General features: G+C 38.3%; 20 protein-coding genes. 9 read left to right on the forward strand and 11 right to left on the reverse strand.

Translation table 11 applies throughout. The annotated features are described in order from the left end of the window. Positions 1-76: 76 nt before the first annotated feature. Both VKY50_RS02225 and VKY50_RS02230 read right to left on the reverse strand, forming a co-directional pair. A complete protein-coding gene (locus VKY50_RS02225; RefSeq protein WP_324298403.1) occupies positions 77-2,521 on the reverse strand; it encodes a ribonuclease HII in 2,445 nt (814 codons plus the stop codon). Between the two features lie 265 nt (positions 2,522-2,786). Further along, positions 2,787-3,386 (reverse strand): ribonuclease HII, encoded by a 600-nt coding sequence (locus tag VKY50_RS02230; RefSeq protein WP_324298404.1) that lies wholly within the window; start codon positions 3,384-3,386, stop codon positions 2,787-2,789. Between the two features lie 154 nt (positions 3,387-3,540). Between VKY50_RS02230 and VKY50_RS02235 the strand changes: the two genes are divergently transcribed. Both VKY50_RS02235 and VKY50_RS02240 read left to right on the forward strand, forming a co-directional pair. Further along, positions 3,541-5,517 (forward strand): putative porin, encoded by a 1,977-nt coding sequence (locus VKY50_RS02235; protein ID WP_324298406.1) that lies wholly within the window; start codon positions 3,541-3,543, stop codon positions 5,515-5,517. A 24-nt stretch (positions 5,518-5,541) separates the two neighbouring features. Next, positions 5,542-6,636: an aminotransferase class V-fold PLP-dependent enzyme gene (locus VKY50_RS02240; protein WP_324298408.1), complete on the forward strand. Its 1,095-nt coding sequence runs from the start codon at positions 5,542-5,544 to the stop codon at positions 6,634-6,636. An 11-nt stretch (positions 6,637-6,647) separates the two neighbouring features. On the opposite strand, the gene egtB is transcribed toward VKY50_RS02240, so the two are convergent. The 6 genes from egtB to VKY50_RS02270 all read right to left on the reverse strand — a co-directional run bounded on the left by egtB (position 6,648) and on the right by VKY50_RS02270 (position 13,169). Continuing rightward, entirely contained in the window at positions 6,648-7,811 is a 1,164-nt protein-coding gene (egtB, locus tag VKY50_RS02245; protein WP_324298410.1) for an ergothioneine biosynthesis protein EgtB, read from the reverse strand. A gap of 112 nt (positions 7,812-7,923) precedes the next feature. Continuing rightward, positions 7,924-8,748, reverse strand: a complete 825-nt coding sequence (locus VKY50_RS02250; RefSeq protein ID WP_324298412.1) for a thymidylate synthase — start codon at positions 8,746-8,748, stop codon at positions 7,924-7,926. A 132-nt stretch (positions 8,749-8,880) separates the two neighbouring features. Then, positions 8,881-10,542 (reverse strand): NupC/NupG family nucleoside CNT transporter, encoded by a 1,662-nt coding sequence (locus tag VKY50_RS02255; protein WP_324298414.1) that lies wholly within the window; start codon positions 10,540-10,542, stop codon positions 8,881-8,883. 115 nt (positions 10,543-10,657) lie between these two features. Next, positions 10,658-11,281 carry a bifunctional nuclease family protein gene (locus VKY50_RS02260; protein ID WP_324298416.1) on the reverse strand — a complete coding sequence of 208 codons (624 nt, stop codon included), beginning with the start codon at positions 11,279-11,281 and terminating at the stop codon, positions 10,658-10,660. Positions 11,282-11,369: 88 nt separating this feature from the next. Beyond that, entirely contained in the window at positions 11,370-12,338 is a 969-nt protein-coding gene (locus VKY50_RS02265; RefSeq protein WP_324298418.1) for an electron transfer flavoprotein subunit alpha/FixB family protein, read from the reverse strand. A gap of 90 nt (positions 12,339-12,428) precedes the next feature. Continuing rightward, entirely contained in the window at positions 12,429-13,169 is a 741-nt protein-coding gene (locus VKY50_RS02270) for an electron transfer flavoprotein subunit beta/FixA family protein (protein ID WP_324298421.1), read from the reverse strand. A gap of 176 nt (positions 13,170-13,345) precedes the next feature. On the opposite strand from VKY50_RS02270, the gene VKY50_RS02275 reads away from it, so the two are divergent. The 4 genes from VKY50_RS02275 (at position 13,346) to VKY50_RS02290 (ending at position 19,981) form a co-directional block, all read left to right on the forward strand. Next, positions 13,346-14,323, forward strand: coding sequence for a pyruvate dehydrogenase complex E1 component subunit beta (locus VKY50_RS02275; protein WP_324298423.1), 978 nt, complete (start codon positions 13,346-13,348; stop codon positions 14,321-14,323). Positions 14,324-14,384: 61 nt separating this feature from the next. Beyond that, a complete protein-coding gene (locus VKY50_RS02280) occupies positions 14,385-16,877 on the forward strand; it encodes a DUF5686 and carboxypeptidase-like regulatory domain-containing protein (protein ID WP_324298425.1) in 2,493 nt (830 codons plus the stop codon). Between the two features lie 151 nt (positions 16,878-17,028). Then, positions 17,029-17,556, forward strand: a complete 528-nt coding sequence (locus VKY50_RS02285) for an inorganic diphosphatase (protein WP_008990914.1) — start codon at positions 17,029-17,031, stop codon at positions 17,554-17,556. A 109-nt stretch (positions 17,557-17,665) separates the two neighbouring features. Beyond that, positions 17,666-19,981 carry a sodium-translocating pyrophosphatase gene (locus VKY50_RS02290; protein ID WP_324298427.1) on the forward strand — a complete coding sequence of 772 codons (2,316 nt, stop codon included), beginning with the start codon at positions 17,666-17,668 and terminating at the stop codon, positions 19,979-19,981. Between the two features lie 350 nt (positions 19,982-20,331). Here the strand turns inward: VKY50_RS02290 and VKY50_RS02295 are convergent, their stop codons facing one another. Beyond that, positions 20,332-21,864, reverse strand: coding sequence for a SulP family inorganic anion transporter (locus tag VKY50_RS02295; protein ID WP_324298430.1), 1,533 nt, complete (start codon positions 21,862-21,864; stop codon positions 20,332-20,334). Positions 21,865-21,983: 119 nt separating this feature from the next. Here VKY50_RS02295 and VKY50_RS02300 point away from each other — a divergent pair, with 119 nt between their 5' ends. Beyond that, positions 21,984-22,607 carry a hypothetical protein gene (locus VKY50_RS02300; RefSeq protein WP_324298432.1) on the forward strand — a complete coding sequence of 208 codons (624 nt, stop codon included), beginning with the start codon at positions 21,984-21,986 and terminating at the stop codon, positions 22,605-22,607. Between the two features lie 337 nt (positions 22,608-22,944). Here the strand turns inward: VKY50_RS02300 and VKY50_RS02305 are convergent, their stop codons facing one another. Together VKY50_RS02305 and nadE are read right to left on the reverse strand one after the other, a co-directional pair. After that, entirely contained in the window at positions 22,945-23,574 is a 630-nt protein-coding gene (locus VKY50_RS02305; RefSeq protein ID WP_324298434.1) for a response regulator transcription factor, read from the reverse strand. A 166-nt stretch (positions 23,575-23,740) separates the two neighbouring features. Beyond that, positions 23,741-24,529 (reverse strand): NAD(+) synthase, encoded by a 789-nt coding sequence (gene nadE / locus VKY50_RS02310; RefSeq protein WP_324298436.1) that lies wholly within the window; start codon positions 24,527-24,529, stop codon positions 23,741-23,743. A gap of 174 nt (positions 24,530-24,703) precedes the next feature. Between nadE and gldB the strand changes: the two genes are divergently transcribed. Together gldB and gldC are read left to right on the forward strand one after the other, a co-directional pair. Next, complete coding sequence (gene gldB / locus VKY50_RS02315; protein ID WP_324298438.1) at positions 24,704-25,660, forward strand: gliding motility lipoprotein GldB; 957 nt, start codon at positions 24,704-24,706, stop codon at positions 25,658-25,660. After that, entirely contained in the window at positions 25,660-26,001 is a 342-nt protein-coding gene (gene gldC / locus VKY50_RS02320; RefSeq protein WP_324298440.1) for a gliding motility protein GldC, read from the forward strand. Before gldB ends, gldC begins: the two co-directional genes overlap by 1 nt. Positions 26,002-26,006: the final 5 nt, after the last annotated feature.

Here is a 26,006-nt window from a genome sequence, read left to right on the forward strand (position 1 = left end):
TAACCTGCTACCGTGTATTTAAAAAAAGCTCCGGTTACCTCAACTGGAGCTTTTTTGAATACATGCCATTACTATGTTAATTGATCTTATAGCAAATGATCGAATTATTGTCCCCTTTAGTAACCATTTCTAATTTATTGTCATTGTCCATGTCATCTAAATCAATTTTAGAATCTCCATATACAGGGAAGTTCTCTAATAATTCAGCCTTGCTGTTAAAAAGATAGACTTTATTGGTTTGTAAATCGGTCGTTGTTACATAAATAGTATCGTTGATATAATAGATTTTTGGAAGGGTGTAAATACCAAAATCTAATGTCGTTGAATGATCCTTAATCGTTAATATGTTTTCTGAAATAGTGGCTAAGGTTTTAGTAGTGGCATCAATTAAGTGCTGATCTTTTAAATTGAGCTCCAATTTGTTGATCCCACCGTTTTGATCAATTTGGATGAGATCTCCTGATGCGTTTGTCGTAGTGAAATTACCATTATAGAGATACACTTGATTTCCAGAGAAATCAATAGTGCCTTTTACATTGATACGAACATCACCAGTGCGGTGAAGGATATCTAATTTTCCGCTACTCTCCTGGAAAACAAGGTAATCCTTAGAACCGATTCGAATATGTTTCGGATTGTTGATGATGCTACTTTTGGCTTTTCTAAAGGTGAAGCCATTTACAGATTCGCCATTTCGATCATACATTCTAACATCCTGATCCATTACTACTACAAAGCGATAGTCTTTCGTTTTGCTATAGTCAAAAACCGATAGGGGTTGGGTGATCGTTGCTTTGAAATCCAATGGGAAGGGCGAAACATCTTTTGAGTTTCGATCCACGATCATCAATTTAGAGGCCGTAGTAAAAGCTAGTTGAAGACGCCCATTTCTGTAAAGGTCCACTTGGGTGATCTCACCCCTTATTTTACTGTCCAACTTTTTCTTCCACAATACTTTACCTTCGGTGGAAATTAGATATAAATTGTTTTCCACGTCCTGAACGACAATCTCCTTCTTTTTGGTATAGTGATTTAAAACAAATTGAGGATCGGTGGCAACCTCTGCGTCTAATATTGTAGAGAATATTTGGGTGACAAGGTTAGAGTTTACCGTTGAGGTATTCGCTTTTTTAAGTAGGGTGTGGAAGTGTGCAAAATCACCTTCTGCAATATATTGAAAGGCTAAGAATTTATAATCCCCTAAATCCGCTTTCGAAAGATGCGTTTGAAAACCACTGTTTAGCATATGCTCATTCTCCTTAATCTTATTTAAGTTTCCAATAACGAGTATGGAAGATTCATCTGCTAATTCATTTCGAAGCGTTTTATAGCTTGATAACTGGGCAAGGGTAGCATTGTTTTGAAAATTTGTGATGATACTTTCTAGGGGCTCCATTGCACTAGTGAAAACATAGAAACTACCCACCTTGGCTACATGCTTACTCTGTATGTTTTGGAATAAGGTCGGATAGTGCTTTGAAACTACAGTACTGTCATTGAGGTTCCAAATTACAAAATCCCTAAAGTCTCCCTGATCCTTTACATACCTTTGTAGGTGATCTTCAAAATGGAGGTTATCCAAGGTGCTTACTGCAAATATTTGCTGATCGTTGATACCGATTTTAAGCAGTTCTCGGGAATTGTTAAATAACGAATCTGAAGTGTTTTTGTTTTCAACCAATCCAGCATCTGCACTGTTAATGGCAATGAAGTAATCAGCGTTTACAGGAACAATGTCTGCGCCTTCACTAGAGGAAGGAGTGGTGTTTTTTATAATGTCTAGGGTGTGGTTACCATCTGTACTGTTTAAAGAAACACCATTTAGTTTAATATAGTCCTGTGTTATCTTGGTGTCGAAGCTCGTCCAATCATTTAGTTGCGTCAGTTTTTTTGCTAATGGATCGGAGAGTATTTTTGAGAACAAATTTCCACTTTGTTGGTGGTTGATAAAAATGTTGGCTGAGGTATTGCTCTGTGCCACTTCAAAGAGTTTTACAAGGCTTGGGTCTGCATTGAGGTTACCTTGACTTCTTATGATATTTTCGATAATGAGTTTGGAAGACGAACCGATAAAATAATTCTTAATAAAGGTGCTGTACACTTTGTTTTTACCAATGGTTAAAACCCGTATAGAAGTGGATTCATATGTCAAGGTCTCCATGGTGCGATTAATTGTAGAATCTATGGAAAATAAATCGTTGTGTTTTTTTGTGATAAAGGTATAATCATAATTTCCTTTGCCAATTTCATTAATAGCTAGCAGTGACTGATCCTTTGCTTGAATGTAATTCAATGTGGAAAGTAACTCCTTACTATCTGTATAAGGTTTGGAGGTTTTAAGGAGCTCTAAGAAATCATTGTTAATTAATTCGCTCTTGAAGGCTTGGAAGTCATTGATCTTTATAACTACAGCTGCCTTTCTTGGGGTATAATGGATAATGTCTGATACTGGAATAACTTCCTTTTGACAAGACTGAAGCCCTATACAAAATATGAGAATAACTCCAAAAAAATATTTCATTTTACGTTGTTTATTTTAAAGGTTCAAAACTTCCAAAAACATGCTACTTACTCAATTCTATCCTTGATTACCTGGACCTGGTTGAATTGATTTGGCAACGCCATTGTATACAAAAATAGAAGTTACAATTAAAAGAAATTAAAAAATCAAGTTTTATTGTATGATCGATATGTTTCGCTGATTTTGATTTGTTTCCTACCCTTGTAATTCTAAGATCAATCTATTTTTAACGTCTTTAATATCAAAGTGTTGTTTCGGTTTGAGATTATAAATCAAGTTTTAATTGCTGCGGGAGCAATCGGAATGACTTTCTGTGATATTTTGTGGTGCCGTAGCGGCGAATGGCCTCCCGGTGTTCTTTGGTGGGATATCCTTTGTTTTTTTTCCATTGGTACATCGGATATTCTTCATGGATCCTATTCATATACTCATCACGATATGTTTTGGCTAAAATGGAAGCCGCTGCAATACTCAGGTATTTGCCATCTCCCTTTATAATACATTGGTGAGGTATCTCTTGGTATTTTTTAAATCGATTTCCATCTACAATTATAAATTCAGGTTGGTAGATCAGTTGCTCAATAGCATAATGCATGCCCAAGATAGATGCATTTAATATATTGATGCGGTCTATTTCTTGTGGTTCAATATGAACCACGGCGTAGGTATGAACTTGTTGTTCTATAATAGGCCGAAGAAGCGCTCTCTTTTTTTCCGAGAGTTGCTTGGAATCATTGATGAGTTCATTGTAAAATCCTTCTTTGAGGATGACCGCGGCTGCCGTTACAGGGCCCGCAAGACAACCCCGACCTGCTTCGTCAGTTCCTGCTTCTAGGGATCGATTACTATGGGTGTTTAAAAGCACGTTACATATAATTTATCAATTGCGAAAATAAGAAATTCCTGCTCGATTGATAAAATTCAACAATAGACAATTTGAAACTTTTAATTTCGTTCAAATAGTATACCTTTGTTTTTGAAGATGTAGCCTAACAAGTGCGTGCTAAAAGAATTATCGTGTGAAATACTCTAATAGCTTATTTATATTTTTCTTCCTCCTTGGGAGTTGCTTTATATTTGCCCAAGATGAAGACCTAGAAAGGGAGGTAAATGACACTACTCTTGTTTCCTCCAAAGATGCAAAATCCCCTAAAAAGGATGATGAAAAATTTCCAATCACGGATTATAGAATCATTTCCTATCAGCGTGATACCACTTATTTTGATACCACGCTGACGGTCTATAAACAGTATAAATACAATTATCTTAGAAAGGATAATTTTGAATTATTACGGTTTAATAACATAGGACAGACTTATAATCGTCTTGGGGTTACTACAGCGGATAAGAGTTTGTATCCTAGATTGGGCGCAGAGGGTAAACATTTTAACTATATGGAGGTTGAGGACATCAACTACTATAGAGTGCCTACGCCTACCACGGAGTTGATGTATAAAACTGTTATGGAGCAGGGACATATTTTGGATGCGATGATTACCGTGAACACTTCTCCGCAACTCAATATGTCAATTGCCTATAAAGGAATGCGCTCGCTAGGGAAGTATCAACACATCCTATCGAGTTCTGGAAATTTTAGATTTACCACAAGTTACCATACCAAGGACAAGAAATATCTTATGCGATTGCATTATGCAGGGCAAGATATTTTGAATCAAGATAATGGAGGGCTATTGGTTCCAGAACAGTTTTCTAGTGGAGATGAGGAGTTTATTGATCGTTCTCGAATTGATGTGAAATTCGAAGATGCCGAGAACTTCTTGCTGGGAAAACGGTATTTTCTGGACCATGAATACTTTATTTTTAAAGAGCAAGATTCGTTAAAGAATTACGGATTATCTGTAGGGCACGAACTCACCTATGAAACCAAAAGTTATGAGTTTAGACAGGAAGCTGCAAATTCTTATTTTGGGGAATCTTACCAAACTTCAAAATTGCATGATAAGTCTAAACTAAGGACTTTTAATAACTTACTGAGTTTAAATTATCAAAATAAGATTATTGGGAAGGCTAGTTTTTTGGCCAATTTCTATAAGTATAATTATTTGTTTAATAGTATTGTTGTAGGACCTCAAGGAACAATTACAAATCAACTTAAGGATAATGAGATAGCCTTAGGAGGGCGTTGGGAAAAGAACATCGGTGGTTTTTCTCTTAAAGGGACACTAATACAAAATATCGTTGGGGAAATGGGCGGTACGCAATTAAATGCCCAGATGAAATATAGCCTGAGCGATGCGATCCAACTTGATGCTTCCTTACATGCCTCCACACGTATGCCAAACTTTAATTTCCTCTTGTACCAAAGTGATTATAAAGGATTCAACTGGCAACATACGGATGATTTTGAAAAACAGAAACTCAGCACTATTACAGGGAAATTAACCCATCAGAAATGGGGGAGTCTAGAGGTTTCTTATACGGTAAGGGACGGGTATGCTTATTTTAAAGAACACGCCACCTATGATAGCATCTCAGGGGTGGACACCCAGCAATTGGCTACCGCAGAACAATTTAATGGGAGTATCAATTCTATTAAAGTGAAATTTCAAAATAACATTCATTTTCTCAGGAATTTGGGGCTGGCCAATACGATCATGTATCAAAATGTAAGTCAGAGTGAGAATATCCTCAATGTCCCTGAGTTGACAACGCGTCAATCATTGTATTACTCAAACCATTTGTTTCAAAAGGCACTGTACCTACAAACTGGAATCGAAGCGAAGTATTTTACAAAATATTATATGAACTCGTATAGCCCAGTATTAGGGGAGTTGCTCATTCAGGATAGGGAAGAATTTGGTGGTTATCCGGTGCTTGATTTCTTCATAAACGCCAAAGTTCAACGTACCCGTATTTATCTTAAAGCAGAACACCTTAATTCCCTCTTTGGTGAAAAGGAATATTATTCAGCTCCATTTAACCCTTACCGGGACTTTATTATAAGGTTTGGCGTGGTTTGGAATTTCTTTACCTAAGAGCCGTATCAAATAACTAACAATATGACCATAGAACAGTTTAAGAAAGATTACCCTGTGATGACAAGATTTTGTTATCTCAATACGGCTTCCTCAGGACTTCTTGGGGAAGGTCTAATGGAGTGGCGTCAAAATCATGATATTGACTTTCTTATCGGGGGGAGTCAGTTTCGATTGTCAGTCGATCAAACTTTAAATAGCGTTAGAACCGATGTGGCGAACTATTTTAATGCCGCTAATAAAGAAGTGTTTCTGACACCGAACTTTACTTTTGCTTTAAAAACCTTAGTGAGCGGAATGGATAAAGACAAGTCGGTTTTACTGCTACAAGACGATTATCCATCGCTTAGTTTTCCTTTTTACTCAAGCGGGTTAAAGGTGAAGACAATCGAGATTACTGCAGATCTTGAGGATCGAATTTTACAAGAGTTTAATGATAATACTCCAGATGTATTTGCTTTTAGTTTGGTGCAATATATCAGTGGTATTAAATTAGATCTTAATTTTATTAATTCTCTTAAAAAGCAATACCCTGATGTACTTTTAATTGCGGACGCTACGCAGTATAGTGGCACTGAAATGTTTTCCTTTAAAGATTCTGGAATAGATATCTTTGGAGGTAGCGGATATAAGTGGCTTCTAGCAGGCTATGGAAATGCCTATTTGTTAGTCAAAGAAGCGCAACAAAATAACTTCTATAGCAATACCCTGGAAATAGAGCCACTAGAGCAGCCATTTTTACAATCTAAAAGTCACTTGGAACTTCACTTGGAAGCAGGTCATTTAGATACCTTAAATTTAGGAAGTCTAGGTTACAGTCTAAAACAGCTGTCAGCTGTTGGACAGAAGGAAATTGAACAACACATTTCGCGTGTTGCAACTTATGCTAAAGAACAATTTCTTTCTTTAGGTCTCTTAGATGGAACTATTGTAAAACGGACTGTTAAGCACTCCAATATATTTAATCTTCAACTATCAGATAAACAAGCGCAGTTGCTCAGTGAGCGAAACATTGTGTTTTCAAAAAGAGGACCAGGCGTTCGATTAAGTTTCCATCTCTACAATACTGAAAAGGATGTTGACAAAGTAGTTAAAATACTCCGTGGTAATCCGAAATAAGGCTGTTTGTTTTATCCTTTGGCCAACCGAATTCCACTAAATTGCCATCGTAAGGAAGGATGATAGAAATTTCGGTAGGTATATCGCGTATGGTTCTTAGAGGTTACAACCGATCCTCCACGTAGCACTTTTTTATTAACCATGAAGTTTTGGTTGTACTCCCAAATGAATTCAGTACGCTTTTTGAATTTAGGATAGGGTTGATACGCGCTCTCAGTCCATTCCCAGCGTTTTCCCCAATCGAAATAGTCTTGTGCGATTTCCCATTCAAACTCGGTAGGCAAACGTAGTTCTCTCCAATTGGCGTAGGCGAAGGCTTCATAATACGAAACATGGGTTACAGGGGCTTCAAGGTCTAATACTCGGATACCCTTAAGGGTGTATTGTTGCCACTGCCCTGCGACAAAATGCCAATACATAGGCGACTTTATCTGATGTCTTTTTAACCACTGCCAACCTTCAGCGTGCCATAGATGATCATTCTCATAGCCACCATCTAATATGAATTCTAGATACTCCCCATTGGTAACGAGTTTGTTGGATATCTTATAATTATTCAGATATACTTTGTGTTTTCCTAGTTCATTGTCAAAACAAAAGTCAGTAGTGGCGTGACCAATTTCATATAATCCTTCTTTTACTTTGATCCACTTGTTTTTTTGTTTCTCAATGATGTTCTCTTCGTAGGTCTCAGAGTAACGTGGGCGCAGTGGATTACTACCTAGGAGGTATTTGATATCATTAAGCAGCAATTCCTGATGCTGCTTTTCATGTTGTATACCTAAGGTTAAAAGAAATGACATCTGTTCATCGGGATGATCATCCAAGAACTCTGCCAAATAATTAGTGATGTGATCGCGGTACTCATAAACTTCTTCTACAGAAGGTCTTGATAGATTCGCTCTACTGGATCTTAAATGGCGATCTTCAATGTGCTGGTAGGCACTGTTAAAGATGTGTTTGAATTCTGGATTATACTCCTGGTAATTTTCGTTGAATTTTTTAAGGAAATATTCTTCAAAGAACCAACTCGTATGGCCTAAATGCCATTTTGGGGGAGACATATAATTTCGTAGTTGAATCACATAATCCTCTTGGGTTAAAGGCGCGCAAATCTCTTCGGTCGTTTGCCTAGTCTGAATGAAATCGCCAATGATTTGATCGGAGATTAGCATATACTATTCATTTACAATGATTTTATGTCCTAAAATTAGTGATTTTAAAACAATTGATATAGTATAATTGCGTTAAAGTTGTTCAAAAGGCTAGTGGCGATCATAGTTGTCCTTATACGGCTACACGTCCTTTGATGTGTGGATGTGGGTCGTAATTTTCAAGACTAAAATCTTCGAATTTAAAATCAAAGATGGATTTTATCTCCGGATTCAGTTTCATTGTTGGCAATGGTCTGGGTTCTCTGGAGAGTTGTAATTCCAATTGCGTTACATGGTTGTTGTAAATATGTGCGTCCCCGAAGGTGTGAATAAAATCTCCTGCCCCGTACCCACATACTTGTGCTATCATCATAGTAAATAGGGCGTAAGATGCGATGTTGAAAGGAACTCCTAAAAAGATATCAGCACTTCTTTGATATAGCTGACAGGACAATTTTCCATCGGCGACATAGAATTGGAAAAAAGCGTGGCATGGCGGTAGTGCCGCTTTTCCCTTGGCTACATTTTCTTGGAAGCTTAATTGATTATCAGGGAGCACACTTGGGTTCCATGCACTAACGAGCATGCGACGTGAATTCGGGTTGTTTTTTAAGGTGTGAATAACCTCTGTAATTTGGTCGATCTCTTCACTGTTCCAGTTTCGCCATTGATGGCCATAGACCGGACCTAAATCCCCCTTATCATCAGCCCATTCATTCCATATTCGAACGCCGTTTTCTTGGAGGTATCCGATGTTAGTGTCTCCCTTTATAAACCATAACAATTCATAGATAATTGATTTAAGATGTAGCTTTTTAGTGGTCACCATAGGGAAACCTTTGCTCAGATCAAAACGCATTTGATACCCGAACACACTTTTTGTACCTGTGCCTGTACGGTCTCCTTTCTCATGTCCATTCTCCAAAACGTGTCTAACCAAATCGTGATATTGCTTCATCTTATGTTTTTTTTTAAAATTGTTGAAATGATCCCTTCAAATCTAAGGTTTTTTGTTTAATCCCAAAACACTATTAGGGAGTGCTTATTTTTAAAAATCCTGAAGGCTTAAAGGTAACAAATCAGGGATAATTTATCCTAGAATCATTCCTGCGATAGTGGCAGATAAAAGGGAAGCTAACGATCCACCTAACACCGCTTTTAATCCAAATTCAGAAAGTGTTTTACGCTGTCCTGGTGCTAGAGAACCGATCCCGCCTATTTGAATCCCTATGGAGGCAAAATTCGCAAAACCACATAACATATAGGTTGCCATGATCACGGATTTATTATAGGTGAAATGCGTTCCACTTGTGATGTTTTTTAATTCTGCTAATTGGACGTAGCCCACAAATTCACTGGCGGCTAATTTTATCCCTAGTAATTGTCCCATAAGCATCATGTCCTCTTTTGCCACTCCGATAAGCCACATAAGTGGAGCAAATGCAATTCCTAGAATGGATTCTAGTGAGAAGAATTCATAGGGTGTGTTATTGGCTAAGAGCGTATTTAAATTGGTGATATCTCCAACCCATCTTAGGCCATAATTAAGCATGGCGATAAAGGCAATAAAGACTAAAAGCATCGCGGCTACATTGGCGGCCAGCTTAAGTCCTTCCGTGGTTCCATTTGCAATAGCATCCAGGAGGTTGGAACCAATTTTATCCGAAGTAACTTCTAAGTTAGCATTGATCTTTTCTTGTTGCGGGTAGAGCATTTTTGAAATCACAATCGCTCCTGGTGCTGCCATCACTGAGGCAGCTAATAAATGTTTGGCAAAAACCAGTCGTAACGCTGGATCGTCACCGCCTAGAAATCCGATGTATGCCGCAAGAACACCTCCAGCCACAGTGGACATTCCACCAACCATAACTAGGAGCATTTCCGATTTGTTCATGCGTTCCAAATAGGCCTTGATCATTAAAGGTGCTTCGGTTTGTCCGAGAAATATGTTTCCAGCGACCGACAGGCTTTCAGCTCCAGATATGCCCAATAGCTTGGTTAGAACCCATGCCATTGCTTTGACCACGTTTTGTATGATCCCTAAATAAAACAGCACGGAAGTCAGCGCAGAAAAGAAGATGATCGTGGGTAATACTTGAAATAAAAAGATGTACCCAAAACTTTCTGTATTCATCAAACCGCCTAGTAAGAACTCACTGCCTGCAGCGGTAAAATCAAGTACCAATATAAAAAGGTTTCCAAGCCATTCGAAAGCACTTTGAACAAAGGGAATCTCTAATATACCAATGGCTAATATAAGTTGAGCAGCCAGGCCCAGTACGACTGTTTTCCAATTGATCGCTGATCGGTTGTGACTAAAGACAAAAGCGATAAATATTAGTACCAACATTCCCAATGCCCCTCGCCATAAGCTGGTAAAGCTAAAACCTTGATTGGGTACAATTGCGCCTTGTCCTTGAAGGGTTTGTGCATTAGGGTGCGAGGTAAAGGCGAGCGTTTGAGTTTTATTTTTTAAAAGCAGCTTCTGATCTGTTAGTTCACTTACGGTATAATATTCCACCTGATCTGGGTGATCGTAAAAGTTTAAGCTCAGCAGATCATCAATATGGGTGTAGTTTCCTTGAAGTGTTTCTGTGGCAGTTGAGAGGGTGAAAGTTCCGTTTTCAAAAATAATCTTTGTGATAGAGGTGGATGGATCGGACTCGGTTATTTGCCATTCTTTTTTGATATTTTGCCCCAAGGCTATTATTGAAAAAAGGATGCTAAATAATAAGGCTATACGTTTTTTCATCAGTTGTAAGGTGTGTCTTGTGTAAACATCAATGTAGCGGTGGGTTGGTCCTTTTAAAAATTTCTACATCTATGGGTGATATATATATGGAAAAAGTTAAACTTTATATGATTTGCTATCTGTTTTTGGGTTCTCTTCTTGAGATTTCATCGCGTATTTTAGCGGCCTTTTCGTAGTCCTCACTTCGCACAGCTCCATCTAAAAGTTCGTGTAATTCCTGCAAGGAATGAGAACGGTAAGAATTATCATCTGAAGATGGCTTGTCTTCTTTACTGATCACTTCCTCTACAATAATACTGTCTTTTTCTTTGTCTTCTTTTGGAGAGAATTTTAAATAGATTCCTGCCTTGTCTAAAATGTTTTTATAAGTAAATATAGGTGCATCAAATCTTAAGGCAAGGGCTATAGCGTCACTGGTTCTTGCATCGATAATTTCTTCAATCTTATCTCGTTCGCAAATAATACTAGAATAAAATACGCCATCGACTAATTTGTGAATTATAACTTGCTTGACCACGATTTCGAACCGGTCTGCAAAATTTTTAAACAAATCATGGGTCAGGGGGCGAGGTGGTTTAATTTCTTTTTCCAGTGCAATGGCAATAGATTGGGCTTCAAAGGCTCCAATGACAATAGGAAGTTTTCGTTCGCCGTCTACTTCGTTGAGAATTAAGGCGTATGCTCCATTCTGGGTTTGGCTATAGGAAATTCCTTTTATGTTCAATTTTACTAAGCTCATACATCATCAAAATAATAAAGGCTGCCTAAATAATGAGGACGTATCCCTATAATTTAGACAGCCCTCTGCGGGCACAATTTAGCAAAAATTATGCGTTATTTGCTTTAAATTCTTTCAATTTTTCGATTAACTCTGGCACTACCGTAAAGGCATCCCCAACTACGCCGTAATCCGCAGCTTTAAAAAATGGTGCTTCAGGATCATTATTAATGACCAGTTTTACCTTTGAAGCATTCACTCCAGCCAGGTGTTGAATGGCACCAGAGATTCCTACGGCAACATAGAGGTTGGAAGCCACTGGTTTACCGGTTTGTCCAACGTGCTCGCTATGAGGTCTCCAACCCATATCAGACACTGGTTTTGAGCATGCAGTTGCTGCACCCAGTACTTCTGCTAGGTCCTCAATGAGGTGCCAGTTTTCAGGTCCTTTTAATCCACGACCTCCGGAGACCACAATATCAGCATCTGCAATAGCAATTTTTCCAGTGGTTTTATCCACAGCACTTACTTTGATATCAAAATCTTTTTCATCCAATACAGGGGTAAATGATTCCGAAGTTGCACTCGCGCTATGTTCCTTAAGACCATAGGCATTATTGGCCAGGCCTAGGATCTTTATTGCTGAGGTAATCTCTGTGTGATTGAATGCTTTGTTTGAAAAGGCAGTTCGCTTGACTCTAAATGGCTCAACACTCTCTGGTAATGCTACTACATTTGAAGCATAACCAGCTTTTAATCCTGCTGATAATAGGGGTGCAAGGTATTTGGAATTAGCACTGGAGCTTACAACAATAACCTTGCTTGAATTTTGCTCAGCTGCTTGCTGTAATACGTCTGCATATGCCTTTGCATTGAAGTTATCTAGCTTTGAATCCTTCACTTGAAGGACTTTGTTAACTCCATAATTTGCTAAAGCAGTGGTGTCATTTACATTTATAGCCACAGCAACAACCTGGGTGTTTAGCTGATCCGCCACACCTTTAGCATAGGAGGCAACTTCCAAAGCGCTTTTTTTGAATTTTCCGTTTTCTGATTCGGTATATACTAATATTGACATGTTTGTATCTTTATCACATTAAAAATATAGTTGGATTGTTTTTTAGTTAAAACTAAAAAAATGATCCATTAGGATGCCTTAGGCATGTTATTAAATAACTTTCGCCTCATTGTGTAACAAATCAATTAAGGCATCAAGGTTATTGGCCTCTACCAATTTAACCGCTCCTTTAGGCGCTGGTTTTTCAAAAGAGACGGCCTTTGTCAGGCTAGCTGTCTCGGTAGGTTCTTGCACGGTTAATGGTTTTTTTCTAGCCATCATAATACCCCGTACATTAGGGATCTTTAAATCTTTCTCTTCGACTATTCCTTTTTGGCCCCCGATAACTAATGGGAGGGATGTTTGAAGCGATTCCTTACCGCCGTCTATTTCGCGGGTTGCTGTTGCAGTATTTCCATCAACCTCTAATCCAATACAGCTGTTGACAAAGTTAAAACCAGTAAGCTCAGCTAGAATTCCAGGAACCATGCCGCCGTTGTAATCAATGGATTCTTTACCAGCAATCACAAGATCGTAGTCTTTGGCAACTGCTGCGAGTTGAACCGCGGTGTAATAGCCATCAATTGGGGTGGCATTGATACGGATCGCTTTGTCAGCTCCAATAGCAAGTGCTTTTCTAAGGGTGGGCTCTGTGCTGCTATCTCCAACATTGACAACGGTTACCTCAGCCCCTTGTTTTTCTTTAAACCACATAGCACGTGTTAGACCAAATTCATCATTAGGATTAATGATAAATTGCACGCCAGTGGTGTCAAATTGCTGATCGCCATCGGTAAAATTAATTTTAGAGGTGGTGTCAGGAACATGACTTATGCAAACTAATATTTTCATTTTTGAAGATGTTTTTTATGATATAAATATATTGTGTAACGAAGATACTGATTAATTTAACAATAAGCTATGCATGCATAATATTTTTTTATCAGAATCTTATGGAGATAGTTGTGTTAGAATTACTATTTTTGCTAAGCTTAAAAAATAGATGTCAATACTATCAAATAAAATAAATGAGAACAATTCAGTTTAGAGAGGCAGTTTGTGAGGCCATGAGCGAAGAAATGCGCAAAGATGAAACCGTTTATTTAATGGGTGAAGAAGTTGCGGAGTATAATGGCGCCTATAAGGCATCCAAAGGGATGCTCGATGAATTTGGCCCAGAAAGAGTAATCGATACCCCTATCTCTGAGCTTGGTTTTGCTGGGATCGCTGTTGGTTCTGCTATGAATGGTAACAAACCTATTGTAGAGTTTATGACTTTTAACTTTGCCTTGGTAGGGATTGACCAGATCATTAACAATGCGGCAAAAATCCGTCAAATGTCTGGTGGTCAATTTAATTGCCCTATCGTTTTTAGAGGGCCTACTGCTTCTGCTGGTCAATTAGCTGCAACACACTCTCAAGCTTTTGAGAACTGGTATGCAAATACCCCTGGATTAAAGGTTATTGTTCCTTCAAATCCATATGATGCAAAAGGATTGTTGAAATCCGCAATCCAAGATCCCGATCCAGTGATCTTTATGGAATCTGAGCAAATGTATGGCGATAAAGGAGAAGTGCCTGAAGGAGAGTATACTATTCCAATCGGAGTTGCTGAAGTTAAAAGAGAAGGTCAGGATGTAACCATTGTTTCTTTTGGAAAAATTATCAAGGAAGCCTACGCTGCTGCCGAGGAATTAGAAAAAGAAGGGATTAGTTGTGAGATTATCGATCTTCGAACAGTCCGTCCGATGGATCATGATACCATATTAAAATCTGTAAAGAAAACCAATAGATTAGTAATATTAGAGGAAGCATGGCCTTTTGGAAACGTTGCTACGGAGATTACGTATCAAGTTCAATCACAGGCATTTGATTTTCTCGATGCACCAATTGTGAAGATAAATACCGCTGATACGCCTGCACCATATTCTCCTGTATTATTTAAAGAATGGTTACCAAATCACAATGACGTGATCAAAGCTGTAAAAAAAGTATTATACAAATAATGATTTTATTACGTTAATTAACTTCACTGGCTTTATATAAGTTCAGTGAAGTTTTTTGTTTATGAGAAGTATATTAGGATTAATAGCAATGATGTTTTCCGTGGCCTTGGCTGCGCAAACTAAGGTCAGTGGAGTGGTTGTCGATGATCAAGGTGAAGCCATTCCATATGCCAATGTGATGTTCCCAAATACTACTGAAGGGACTATTACCAATGAAGATGGCCGTTTTTACTTAGAATCCGATACCACCTATCCTATATTGAGTATTTCCATGCTGGGATATACTTCTCAGGATATCGAGCTTGAAAAGAAAGTGAGCTATGATTTAAAAGTTGTACTAAGTGAAGGGGAGGTGTTGGATGAGGTAGTTGTCTATGTTGGAAAACAACCTAAGAAAGGAAATCCTGCTGTTGCCATACTTCGCAAAATTTGGGAAAAGAAACGTCAAAACGGTATACACCTCTTCGATCAGTACAAGTATGACAAGTACGAGAAAATTGAATTTGACTTCAATACCATTGACAGTAGTTTTATCAATAAAAAGATCTTCAAAGGCATGGAGTTTATTTTTGACCAAGTAGATACCTCGCGTATTACTGGTAAGACCTACCTGCCTATTTTTATCAACGAATCCTACTCGGAGGTTTACGGGGATAACAACCTAAATGAGCAAATTGAAAAATTGCTAGGAAACAAGAATTCTGGATTTAGTAACAATCAAAGTATTGTCATGTATGTGAAAGACCTCTATGCAGACTACAACATTTATGACAATTATATCCGACTCTTTAACAAGAGCTTTGTCAGCCCGCTTTCTCGTACAGGAGTGGATGTGTATAACTACGTCTTATCTGACAGTGCTTATATTGGTAACAAGTGGTGTTACAACATCATCTACTATCCAAGGAGATCAAATGAATTAACTTTTAAAGGTAATTTCTGGGTGAATGATACCACCTTTGCCATTAAAAGAATCAATATGCAAGCCTCCAAGAGCGCCAATTTAAACTGGGTGAAGGAACTGTATATTGAGCAGGAGTTCGATGTATTGAATGATACAGTGTTTTTATTAAAACGGGATTATTTGATGAGTGATTTTAGTCTTCGTCAAAAAGAATCTTCCAAGGGGGTTTATGGAAAACGAACCACCATTTATGATCACTATAAGTTTGATGAAGAAAAGCCAAAAAGCTTTTATATAAAACGTGTGGATCCTTACAATGAATTAGTATATAACAGGGATAGTGTATTTTGGCAACAGAACCGATTAGAGGCGCTTAATAATGATGAAAAGGGGGTTTATAAAATGTTGGATACCCTAAAGACCGTTCCTAAATTCAAAAGGCTATACGATCTTGCTACTATTTTGGTATCAGGTTATGTGGAGTTGAGTGATCTTAACTTAGATTATGGTCCGATCTATTCAACCTTTGGCTTTAACGATGCGGAAGGGATGCGATTGCGAGCAGGGGGTAGAACTTATTTTGGGCCCAATGATCCTTGGCGTATAGAAGGATATACCGCCTATGGTTTCAAGGATAAAAAATTCAAATATGGTTTCTCTGCCAAATGGTTGCTAGATCGTAAAAACCGTCTTATTGTTTCAGCAGGGACACGTAGGGATATTGAGCAGTTAGGTGTTAGTTTAACCGCTACCAACGATGTCCTTGGACGAAGTTTTGCTTCTTCGGCCATTTTTACCTCTGGGAGTAACCACACCCTCACGGATATCAACTTAACAACATTTAGCGTAGGGTATGAGCCTATTAAAAATCTTACCTTGCGAACAGGACTAACTTATAGGACGCTGAAGTCTGCGCTTCCTGATGAGTTTAATTTGGATTATGTGGATATGGATGAGCCTACTGGTGTAGCGAGTCAAGTCAAGCAATTTGATATCAAGGCTGAGATTGAATACACCCCTGGTAAAAAAACCATAGGTTATGGAGTCGATAGAGGCGTGGTTAGTAATGACTATGCGCGTATTCATCTTTTATATACCGCAGGATTTGAAGGATTTTTAGAAAGTGACTTTAACTACCGTAAGCTGCAATTTTACTACCGTCAACCATTTCATGTAGGAGGTTTGGGACGAAGTATAACTACCATTGAAGCTGGGAAAACCTTTAGTGAAGTTCCGTTGAGTCTGTTGAGTCCCATTCCAGGGAACCAGACTTATTTTTCGATTTATAATACATTTCCCAATCTCAACTTCTATGAATTTGTAACTGATACCTATGTATCGGGACAGCTTGAGCACAACTTTAATGGTAAGCTATTTTCAAGGATACCGCTATTGAAGAAGCTGAATCTTCGGGAAATTGTGGGTGTTCGTGGCGTTTGGGGAGATATCTCAGAGGAGAATATTTTACTGAATTCACCTTCTGGGAATTTGCTCATAGCTCCCTCCAATCAGGTGTATTATGAGTATTCTTTTGGGGTTGGCAATATTTTTAAACTACTGAGAATTGACTTTAACTTTAGGGGGAATTACCTAGATTTACCAGATGCTCGAAACTTTTCAGTCACAGGGAATTTACAATTTTCTTTCTAGGTTTTTTTCTGTCTTAAATTTGTTACAAATTATGCACTTTACATTGCTAATAAAGAAGCTTTTCACTACTTTTGCACCCCAATAAATATGAGTTATAACGGCTTTTGTCAAGACATTATATGTACAGACAGGGCTCTAAATAAATAAATAAATGAGCGCAGATCAGATTTCTTCATTCGACGTATTAATCGAGATTCCTAAAGGAAGTAGAAATAAATATGAGTATGATTTTAAATTAAAGAAAGTCCGATATGATCGAATGATCTTTTCTTCTATGATGTATCCAGCCGATTACGGATTTGTACCAGAAACCTTGGCCTTAGATGGTGATGCATTAGATGTATTGGTTCTAGTTACAGAACCTACCTTCCCAGGATGTGTTATGGAGGTAAAACCAATCGGGGTTTTCCACATGGAAGATGAAAAAGGTCCAGATGAAAAAATCATTTGTGTGCCTGTCTCTGATCCAGTTTGGAACCGCGTTGGCGACTTATCTGAACTCAATCCTCATTTAATAAAAGAAATCGAGCATTTTTTCCAAGTTTATAAGGATTTAGAAAAGAAAAAAGTATCTATTGGAGGATGGGGTGACCACCAAGAGGCGAAAGAAATTGTCGCTTTATGTGTGAACCGATTCCAGGATAGTGATGTTCCTCGCGATGAAGTTTGCATCGACTAAGGGAATAAAATGATCACAATATTTAAAACAGCAACTCAAAAGGTTGCTGTTTTTTATTTCTATTGGTTTTAGTACATTTAACAATAATTGTATTAACTAACATTTATTTATGGAAACCAATATTATTTATCTGCCTATTATCATGGCCGTTATCGGCCTTATTTTTATGGTCGTTAAAGCTGGATGGGTTAAAAAGCAACCAGCTGGAAGCGACAAGATGCAATCCATCTCAAAGAGCATTAAAGAAGGAGCACTCGCTTTTTTGAATGCTGAGTATCGATTGCTGTTTATTTTCGTAATTATTGCTTCAGTGGCATTGTTTGGGATATCATTACTTGTCCCTACCACTAGTTGGATGATTGTACCCGCCTTTATTTTCGGTGCCTTCTTTTCTGCTTTAGCAGGAAACATTGGGATGCGCATTGCAACAGAGGCCAATACTAGAACTTCAGAAGCAGCCAAAACGAGTCTCCCTCAAGCTTTAAAAGTATCTTTTTCTGGAGGAACGGTCATGGGCCTAGGTGTTGCCGGTCTGGCTGTACTAGGGCTCAGTTTGTTGTTCTTATTTTTTATAGGACAATTTATCGGATCTAGTGCGGATTTCTACAACGATATGACCATTGTTCTAGAGGCCCTTGCTGGATTTTCTTTAGGAGCTGAATCCATTGCATTGTTTGCAAGAGTTGGTGGAGGAATCTACACCAAGGCAGCGGATGTAGGTGCTGATTTAGTAGGAAAAGTAGAGGCTGGAATTCCGGAGGATGATCCAAGAAATCCTGCCACTATTGCGGATAATGTAGGGGATAATGTAGGAGACGTTGCTGGTATGGGTGCTGATTTATTTGGCTCTTACGTAGCTACGGTACTGGCAGCGATGGTTCTTGGAAATTATATTATTAGAGATATGAGCGTGGACACACCCTTTGTCGATTCTTTTAATAATATGGGTCCCATATTACTTCCTTTAATGATTGCAGGAGTGGGCATTTTAGCCTCCGTTATAGGAACTTTCTTGGTTCGTATATCTAGTAATGATGCACGTGAACCACAGGTTCAAAGAGCGTTGGACACAGGGAATTGGGTTGCCATTGGAATTACCTTGCTGGCTAGTTACTTCCTAATTCAATACATGCTTCCAGAGGTGATGTATATGAATTTATTTGGTAGAAGTGAAGCAGTAGCAGTTCCTTCTGTTAATGTGTTCTGGGCAGCATGTATTGGACTTGCCGTAGGAGCATTCATATCGTACGTAACGGCTTATTATACAAGTTTAGGAAAGAAACCAGTATTGGATATTGTACAGAACAGTTCCACTGGGGCGGCCACTAATATAATTGCTGGCTTAGCCGTTGGAATGAAATCCACCTTTTGGTCGGTACTCCTGTTTGCGGTGGCCATTTATGGATCTTATCAACTTGCTGGATTCTATGGCGTCGCATTGGCAGCCTCCGCGATGATGGCAACCACAGCGATGCAATTGGCTATTGATGCCTTCGGTCCGATTGCTGATAATGCTGGGGGTGTGGCTGAGATGAGTGAATTGGATCCTCAGGTGCGCGAGCGTACTGATATCTTGGATTCTGTCGGGAATACCACTGCAGCCGTAGGGAAAGGATTTGCGATCGCTTCTGCTGCATTAACTGCTTTAGCGTTATTTGCAGCCTATGTGACCTTTACTGGGATCGATGGGATTAATATCTTTAAAGCGGATGTATTAGCAACGCTTTTTGTAGGAGCGATGATTCCAGTCGTTTTTTCTGCTTTAGCCATGAAGTCCGTTGGTAAAGCAGCTATGGAAATGGTTCAAGAGGTCCGTAGACAATTTAGAGATATCCCAGGAATATTAGAAGGGACAGGAACACCACAATATGGAAAATGTGTAGAAATATCCACCAAAGCTGCATTAAAGGAAATGCTTTTACCTGGATTGTTAACTATCATTACACCCATTGTGATTGGATTGCTTTTAGGAGCTGAACCACTCGGTGGTTATATGGCTGGTGTATGTGTATCAGGTGTTATGTGGGCTATCTTTCAAAACAATGCTGGGGGCGCATGGGATAATGCCAAAAAATCTTTTGAGGCTGGTGTTGAAATAAATGGTGAGATGACATATAAAGGTTCCGAGGCGCATAAAGCCGCTGTTACAGGTGATACTGTTGGTGACCCTTTTAAGGATACCTCTGGCCCTTCTATGAATATTTTGATCAAATTAACCTGTTTAATTGGACTTGTTATCGCTCCAATTCTCGGCGGGCATCACAATGAATCAGTCGAAGCGGCATATTATAATCAAAAGGAAAGAGCAATTCCTGTGTCGCTTACCTCAGCCGATGATAAACAAACCAGCGCTACCGTTAAAAATTTTGACGTAAATACTGGAAAAGAAACGGCAAGTGAAACTTTCGTTAAGCCCACCCCTTAAGAAACCTAGCAAGCTGTGCAACAAATAAATAAAACGGAGATTTGCATGAAGATTAGTGGTAGTTTGCTAAGGCAAAACCGCCTTAAATAAAATCAATTGACTCTAAATAAAAAGCCTCTCGATATAAAAACGAGAGGCTTTTTCCCTAAACTAATACCTACTACTATGTAATGATTACTTTATATACGCAGGAATTTTAGATTTGGATTTCGAAAAAGTAATTATTTTCAATTTATTTTCAATTTTGTTCCCATAAAATTTATAACTCCCTTATATTAAGAATCTTACTAATTAAAAAAAAATAAACGATTTTTTTAAATTAAATGATCCTTTAGAAATCCACCCTTACGTTATCGGGGCATTACTTTATAGGTTGGATCTTCAATGATATTGACATCAATAACTGATTCTGCATTTTTAATTAACTGTCGACAATCTGAGCTCAGGTGACGCAGGTGAATAGTCTTCCCTTCTTTTTTATATTTTTCTGTGAGTTTGTTTAACGCATTAATGGCAGACATATCCACGACCTTACTCTCTTTAAAATCTATAACGACTTCTTCTGGATCGTTAAGTACATCGAATTTCTCCATAAATACGGTGGTAGATCCAAAAAATAGCGGTCCGAAAATCTCATAATGTTTGATGCCTTGCGCATCGGTGTGCTTCCTGGCCCTGATTCGTTTGGCACTCTCCCAGGCAAAAACCAAAGCAGAAAGCACTACACCAATTAGCACTGCCAAGGCGAGGTTGTGTAATACTACAGTAATTACCGCCACTAGCATACCGATTAAAATATCGTGTCGAGGCATTTTATTTATAATCCTAAAACTAGACCACTCGAAAGTTCCTACAGCGACCATCATCATAACACCTACAAGTGCTGCCATGGGAATTTGTTCAATAACAGGTCCTCCGATGAGTATGATAAATAAGATAGTTAATGCGCCTATAATTGCTGATATTCTTGTTCTAGCACCTGCCCCAACGTTGACAAGTGTTTGTGCTACCATCGCACATCCACCCATACCTGAGAAAAAGCCATTGGTGATATTGGCTAAACCTTGTGCCGTAGCTTCTCTGTTGGAGGAGCCTTTGGTATTGGTGATTTCATCAACCATATTAAGGGTAAGAAGTGATTCTATTAGCCCTACTCCAGCCATTACTAAGGCATAGGGGAAAATTACTTTTAGCGTTTCAAGACTAAAGGGTACCTGGGGTATATTAAACGGTGGAAAAGTTCCTTGTACTGAAGCGATATCAATTACCTTTTTGGTATCTACATTTAAAAAGTACACTATCCCAAAAACCACTAAAATCGCTACTAAAGATGCGGGTATTGTTTTTGTGAATTTGGGCAGTATTAAAACAATGGCAATCGTTAACAAGGTTAAGCCTATCATGATGTACAGTTGAGTTCCTTGCATCCAATGTTCTATGCCGTTTTCAAGTAATTTAAACTGAGCTATTTGAGACATAAATATAATGACGGCTAAACCGTTTAAGAATCCATACATGACAGGCTGAGGGATGAGCCTTACAAATTTCCCTAATTTAAAAAGCCCAACAAGTACTTGAAATATCCCAGCTAAAACGACTGCTGCAAATAAGTATTCCACACCATGTGAGGCGGCTAAAGCCATTAATACAACTACAGTAGCACCCGCTCCTCCGGATACCATTGCAGGTCTACCTCCAAAGATTGCTGTAACAAGTCCCATTAAAAAGGAAGCGTATAGACCAGTAAGTGGTGATAGCCCTGCTAAAATAGCAAAAGACAGTGATTCTGGGATCATGGTCATAGCGACCGTTAATCCGGCTAAAATTTCCGTTCTGAAATTCATTTTTTGATTTAAATCAAAAACGTTTAGAACTTTTTGCATGGGTTTAAAAATTTAAGGCGCAAAAGTAGTGTTTAATACATACAACACCATATACTGAGTTGAAATTTTTCTTGAGAGCTGATTAGTCCTTTCCTGCTATTAAAAGTCTGATTGCTATCATGTTGCATGTGTATCCCATTGGTGTAGGATTGGAGCGAAAAAGTGACACTAAAATTTTCCTTAGTGAACTTCCTTATGAATCCTATGAGAGCTTTGAACCCCTTACTTCGGTTGAGGTGCCTGAGGATATTACAGTAGTAGATCCTGTTGCTATAGATGTTGGAGAATACACCGGTAAAACGTTCTACTTTGTCGCCTTGAGAAAGTATCTTTTTTCAGATGATTATTACAGTGTTACCTCTACTGCTTCAGGGCCGCTGTCAGATCACAACGCAACAATCCAGCAGGCAGATTCTACCTATAAAATATCCATGGTCTTAAGTGAACCTTCAGGAACGGATTACTGGGATACTTCTAAGTTAACTTTAAAGGTTGAACGTGAAGGAGCTGTGGTTCCAGATATGGAAGTGTATTGGTTTGGAGAAAGTTCACTATGGAGCCAGGAACACAAAGAAAACATAGAGACGCGTTATATGGTCGATGGCAGTGTAGCTTATCCTTCGATGACACAAACTAATGCTAATGGATTCTTAGTTATTAATATTCCTTTAAACGAAGCTGGAATTGTTCAACAAGGGGATTCAATTAGAAATTACAATGAACATGTGTTTTTTTGTTATTGACAATAATGTTCTCCATAGTGCCACCATTGATATAACAGGATTGGAAGTGGAGCATACTTTGAGTTACTAATCGTATTAATTTTTAAGAAGTTCATCGAAGGTTTTTTTTCATAAGACCATATCAAAAAAATAGCCCTTTCATTTTTAGAAAGGGCTTATTTGAATATATATAGACGCTTGGAGCGGTATGTTTTAAAGTATATACGCCCCGAGGTCTTTTTTAGATGACTGGTCTATGTTAAAAAAATACAAATTTTTTAAAACAGCCAATTACTTTTAAAACAAAACTTATTGGATTTCTAAACCTCGCTTCTTAAAAAGCACTATTTCGTGATCATCAATACAATTCAAGCGCTTTGGCTTGTTGAAGCATATCAACCATGTTATCCACATTGAGCTTTTTCATCAACCTTGCTTTATAGGTACTAACTGTTTTTTCATTGAGTCCTAATTCCTCCGCTACTTGTTTGTTTCTGCGTCCACGAGCAAGCAGTTTAAGAACTTCGATTTCTCTAGAAGATAGTTTTCTGAAAAACTTCCTAGGCTTATTAGAGCTCTCATCAAAAGCAATGCGTTGTGCAAGTTCGTTCGTAATAAACATGCCACCTTGTGCTACTTTTAAAATAGCTGTGGTGACGGTGTCTAAACTTGCCGTTTTCGAAATATATCCCGACGCGCCAGCTTTAATGGTGCTCAAGGCATACACTTCTTCAGGTTGGGAACTGAAAATCACAATTTTAATATCAGGAAAATCTCTTTTAATCCTCCGTAGAGCGGTTATACCATTAACCTCTGGTATATCCATTTCAAGAATAATGACATCTGGTTGCTTACCCACTAAGAATCCAAATAATTCAGAGGTGGTACTCACATTTCCAATAATCTCAATTACTTCATTATCTTGAAGTACATTTTTTAGGCCTATCCTAACTATAGGATGGTTATCAGCCACTAGAACTTTAATCATACATTTGACCGTTTTAAAGTTAAGTTTCGATAAGCCATGTTAAGAGGGTGTATAGAACATCTTCTTTACGGCTTGGGGGAGTTTGTCGTAATAGTAATAAGTAAAGATAATGAATTTAAATTTTTCAACAAAAAACTACTGAAATTCCATGATGGAATGTAAAGTTTTACCTTAATTCATGCGGTATTTTGCATACCGGTATAGGGACCATTTTATGCTGATTTGCCCTATTTAATTTGGTATATATTTCAAAAACTTCCTGTTCACGGTCTATAAAATCTGTAGCCTTTTTTCCTTGTTCGCTCATGCTCATGGCCCATTCTAGTTCTGGGTAACTCGCCCCAATTTGGTCTTCATCGTTTCGTTCATCGCCCCATAAACCATCTGTTGGTGCAGCATTTTGAATTTCTTGGTCTATTCCCATGGTGTGGGCTAAGGCGTAGACTTCTGATTTGGTTAAGTCAGCTATAGGGCTTATATCAACGCCGCCATCCCCATACTTGGTGTAGAATCCAACACCGAAATCCTCAATTTTGTTCCCAGTTCCCGCTACCAGATAATGGTGTATGGCTGCAAAATAATACAGTGTTGTCATCCGTAGACGCGCTCTGGTATTGGCTAGGGCCATCATCCGTTGCGGTTGATCGTCTACTTTGGGCACTGCCGCTACTAATTGATCAAATACAGGAGTGAGATTTGTGGTTAAGCTGGAGACATTCGGATGGTTTTCTTTAAGCCATGTGATGTGCTTTTGAGCCAAGGTCACCTGAGTGGGGTGTTGATGAATCGGCATTTCAAGACACAGGAGCTTTAATCCCGTTTGTGCACATAGGGTAGAGGTGACTGCGGAATCAATTCCTCCAGAGATGCCTATAACAAATCCACCTATTTTGGCGTTTTCAGCATAGGATTTGATCCAATTGACAATATGGTTGATAACAGCTTCTGTTTGCATGGTCTTTTTTTGAGTCTATTAGAAGTTAATATTTTAAATTTGTCCTTTTGGTTATTTTAAATATCTGGGTTTATAGTATGTTCCTATATTTAAAGTCGAAAGTACTAATTACAAAAGTAGATGTATCTTAAAATATTGAAAAACAAAATGCAGAAAGTTTTGAAAATACTGCCTATGTGTAAAATTTTAGGGCTTTTTATTGCGATCCTTATAATGAGTTGCGCTTCCGATAATAAAGTAGAAGCCGAGATCGCGAGCGTAGCTGTCAACGTGCACATCGATCGCTTTGATGAAAAGTTTGCAAGTGCCATTCCAGAGGATTTGCCAAAATTAAAAAAGCGCTATCCGTATTTGTTTCCAAAACAGTTCTCTGATAGTGTTTGGATCGATAGAATGCAGGATAGTTTACATCAGGTGATGGCTCAAGAAATTGACCAAAAGTTCAGTGATTTTAAGCAGGACACCCTTGGGATTCATCAACTATTTCAACATGTTAAATATTACTTTCCAGAATTTACGCCTCCAAGAATTGTCACTGTGAATTCTGATGTGGATTATAGAAACCGAATTATTTATGCAGACACCTTAATGCTAGTAGGTTTGGATAATTATCTTGGGAAAGATCATGAATTTTATAAAGGTATACAGCAATTTATTAGGACGAATTTTGAAAAAGAGCGTGTAGTGGTAGATATGGCAAAAGCCATTTCTAGAAGCGTCCTAAGAGCAACCTCTGAGAGAGATTTTTTAAGTAAAATAGTGTATTATGGTAAATTGTACTACCTCATGTCTACCTTCTTACCAAAGGTGGATCAACCTTTAGTTATAGGGTACAGTGAGGATCAGTGGGGGTGGTCCTTAGCCAATGAAGAATATATCTGGAGATATTTTATTTCAAATGAACTGCTGTTTTCTACGGATTCTAAATTAGATGATCGCTTTATTGAGCCAGCGCCCTTTTCCAAGTTTTACCTTGAATTGGATAATGAATCTCCTGGTCGAATTGGACAATTTATTGGATGGAGGATCGTTGATGCCTATATGAAAAATAATGAAGTATCTTTGCACGAGCTGCTAGAGGAACCAGCAGCATCATTATTTAAAAAATCACAATACAAACCAAAGAAGTAATGGCTGTAGTACACAAATCAGAAATAAATTTAAATGTTGAATTGGATGAGAATAAGGTGCCAGAGAAGCTGAGCTGGACCGCCAAAGATGGCGGTGTAGAAAATGAAGCAGCCAAAGCTATTTTACTTTCTGTATGGAACAGTGAGCAGCAGGAGACCCTTAAGATTGATTTATGGACAAAGGACATGCCAATGGATGAGATGAAAAAGTTTATGCATCAAACCTTGGTTTCTCTTAGTGATACCTTTTACAAGGCTACCCAGGATGAAAAGATGACGGCAACAATGAAGGATTTTTGTGATTATTTTGCAGAAAAACTTGAGTTGACCAGAGAAAAGTAGGTCAT

Source organism: Galbibacter sp., from assembly GCF_035306585.1.
In the GTDB taxonomy this organism is placed as follows: domain Bacteria; phylum Bacteroidota; class Bacteroidia; order Flavobacteriales; family Flavobacteriaceae; genus Galbibacter.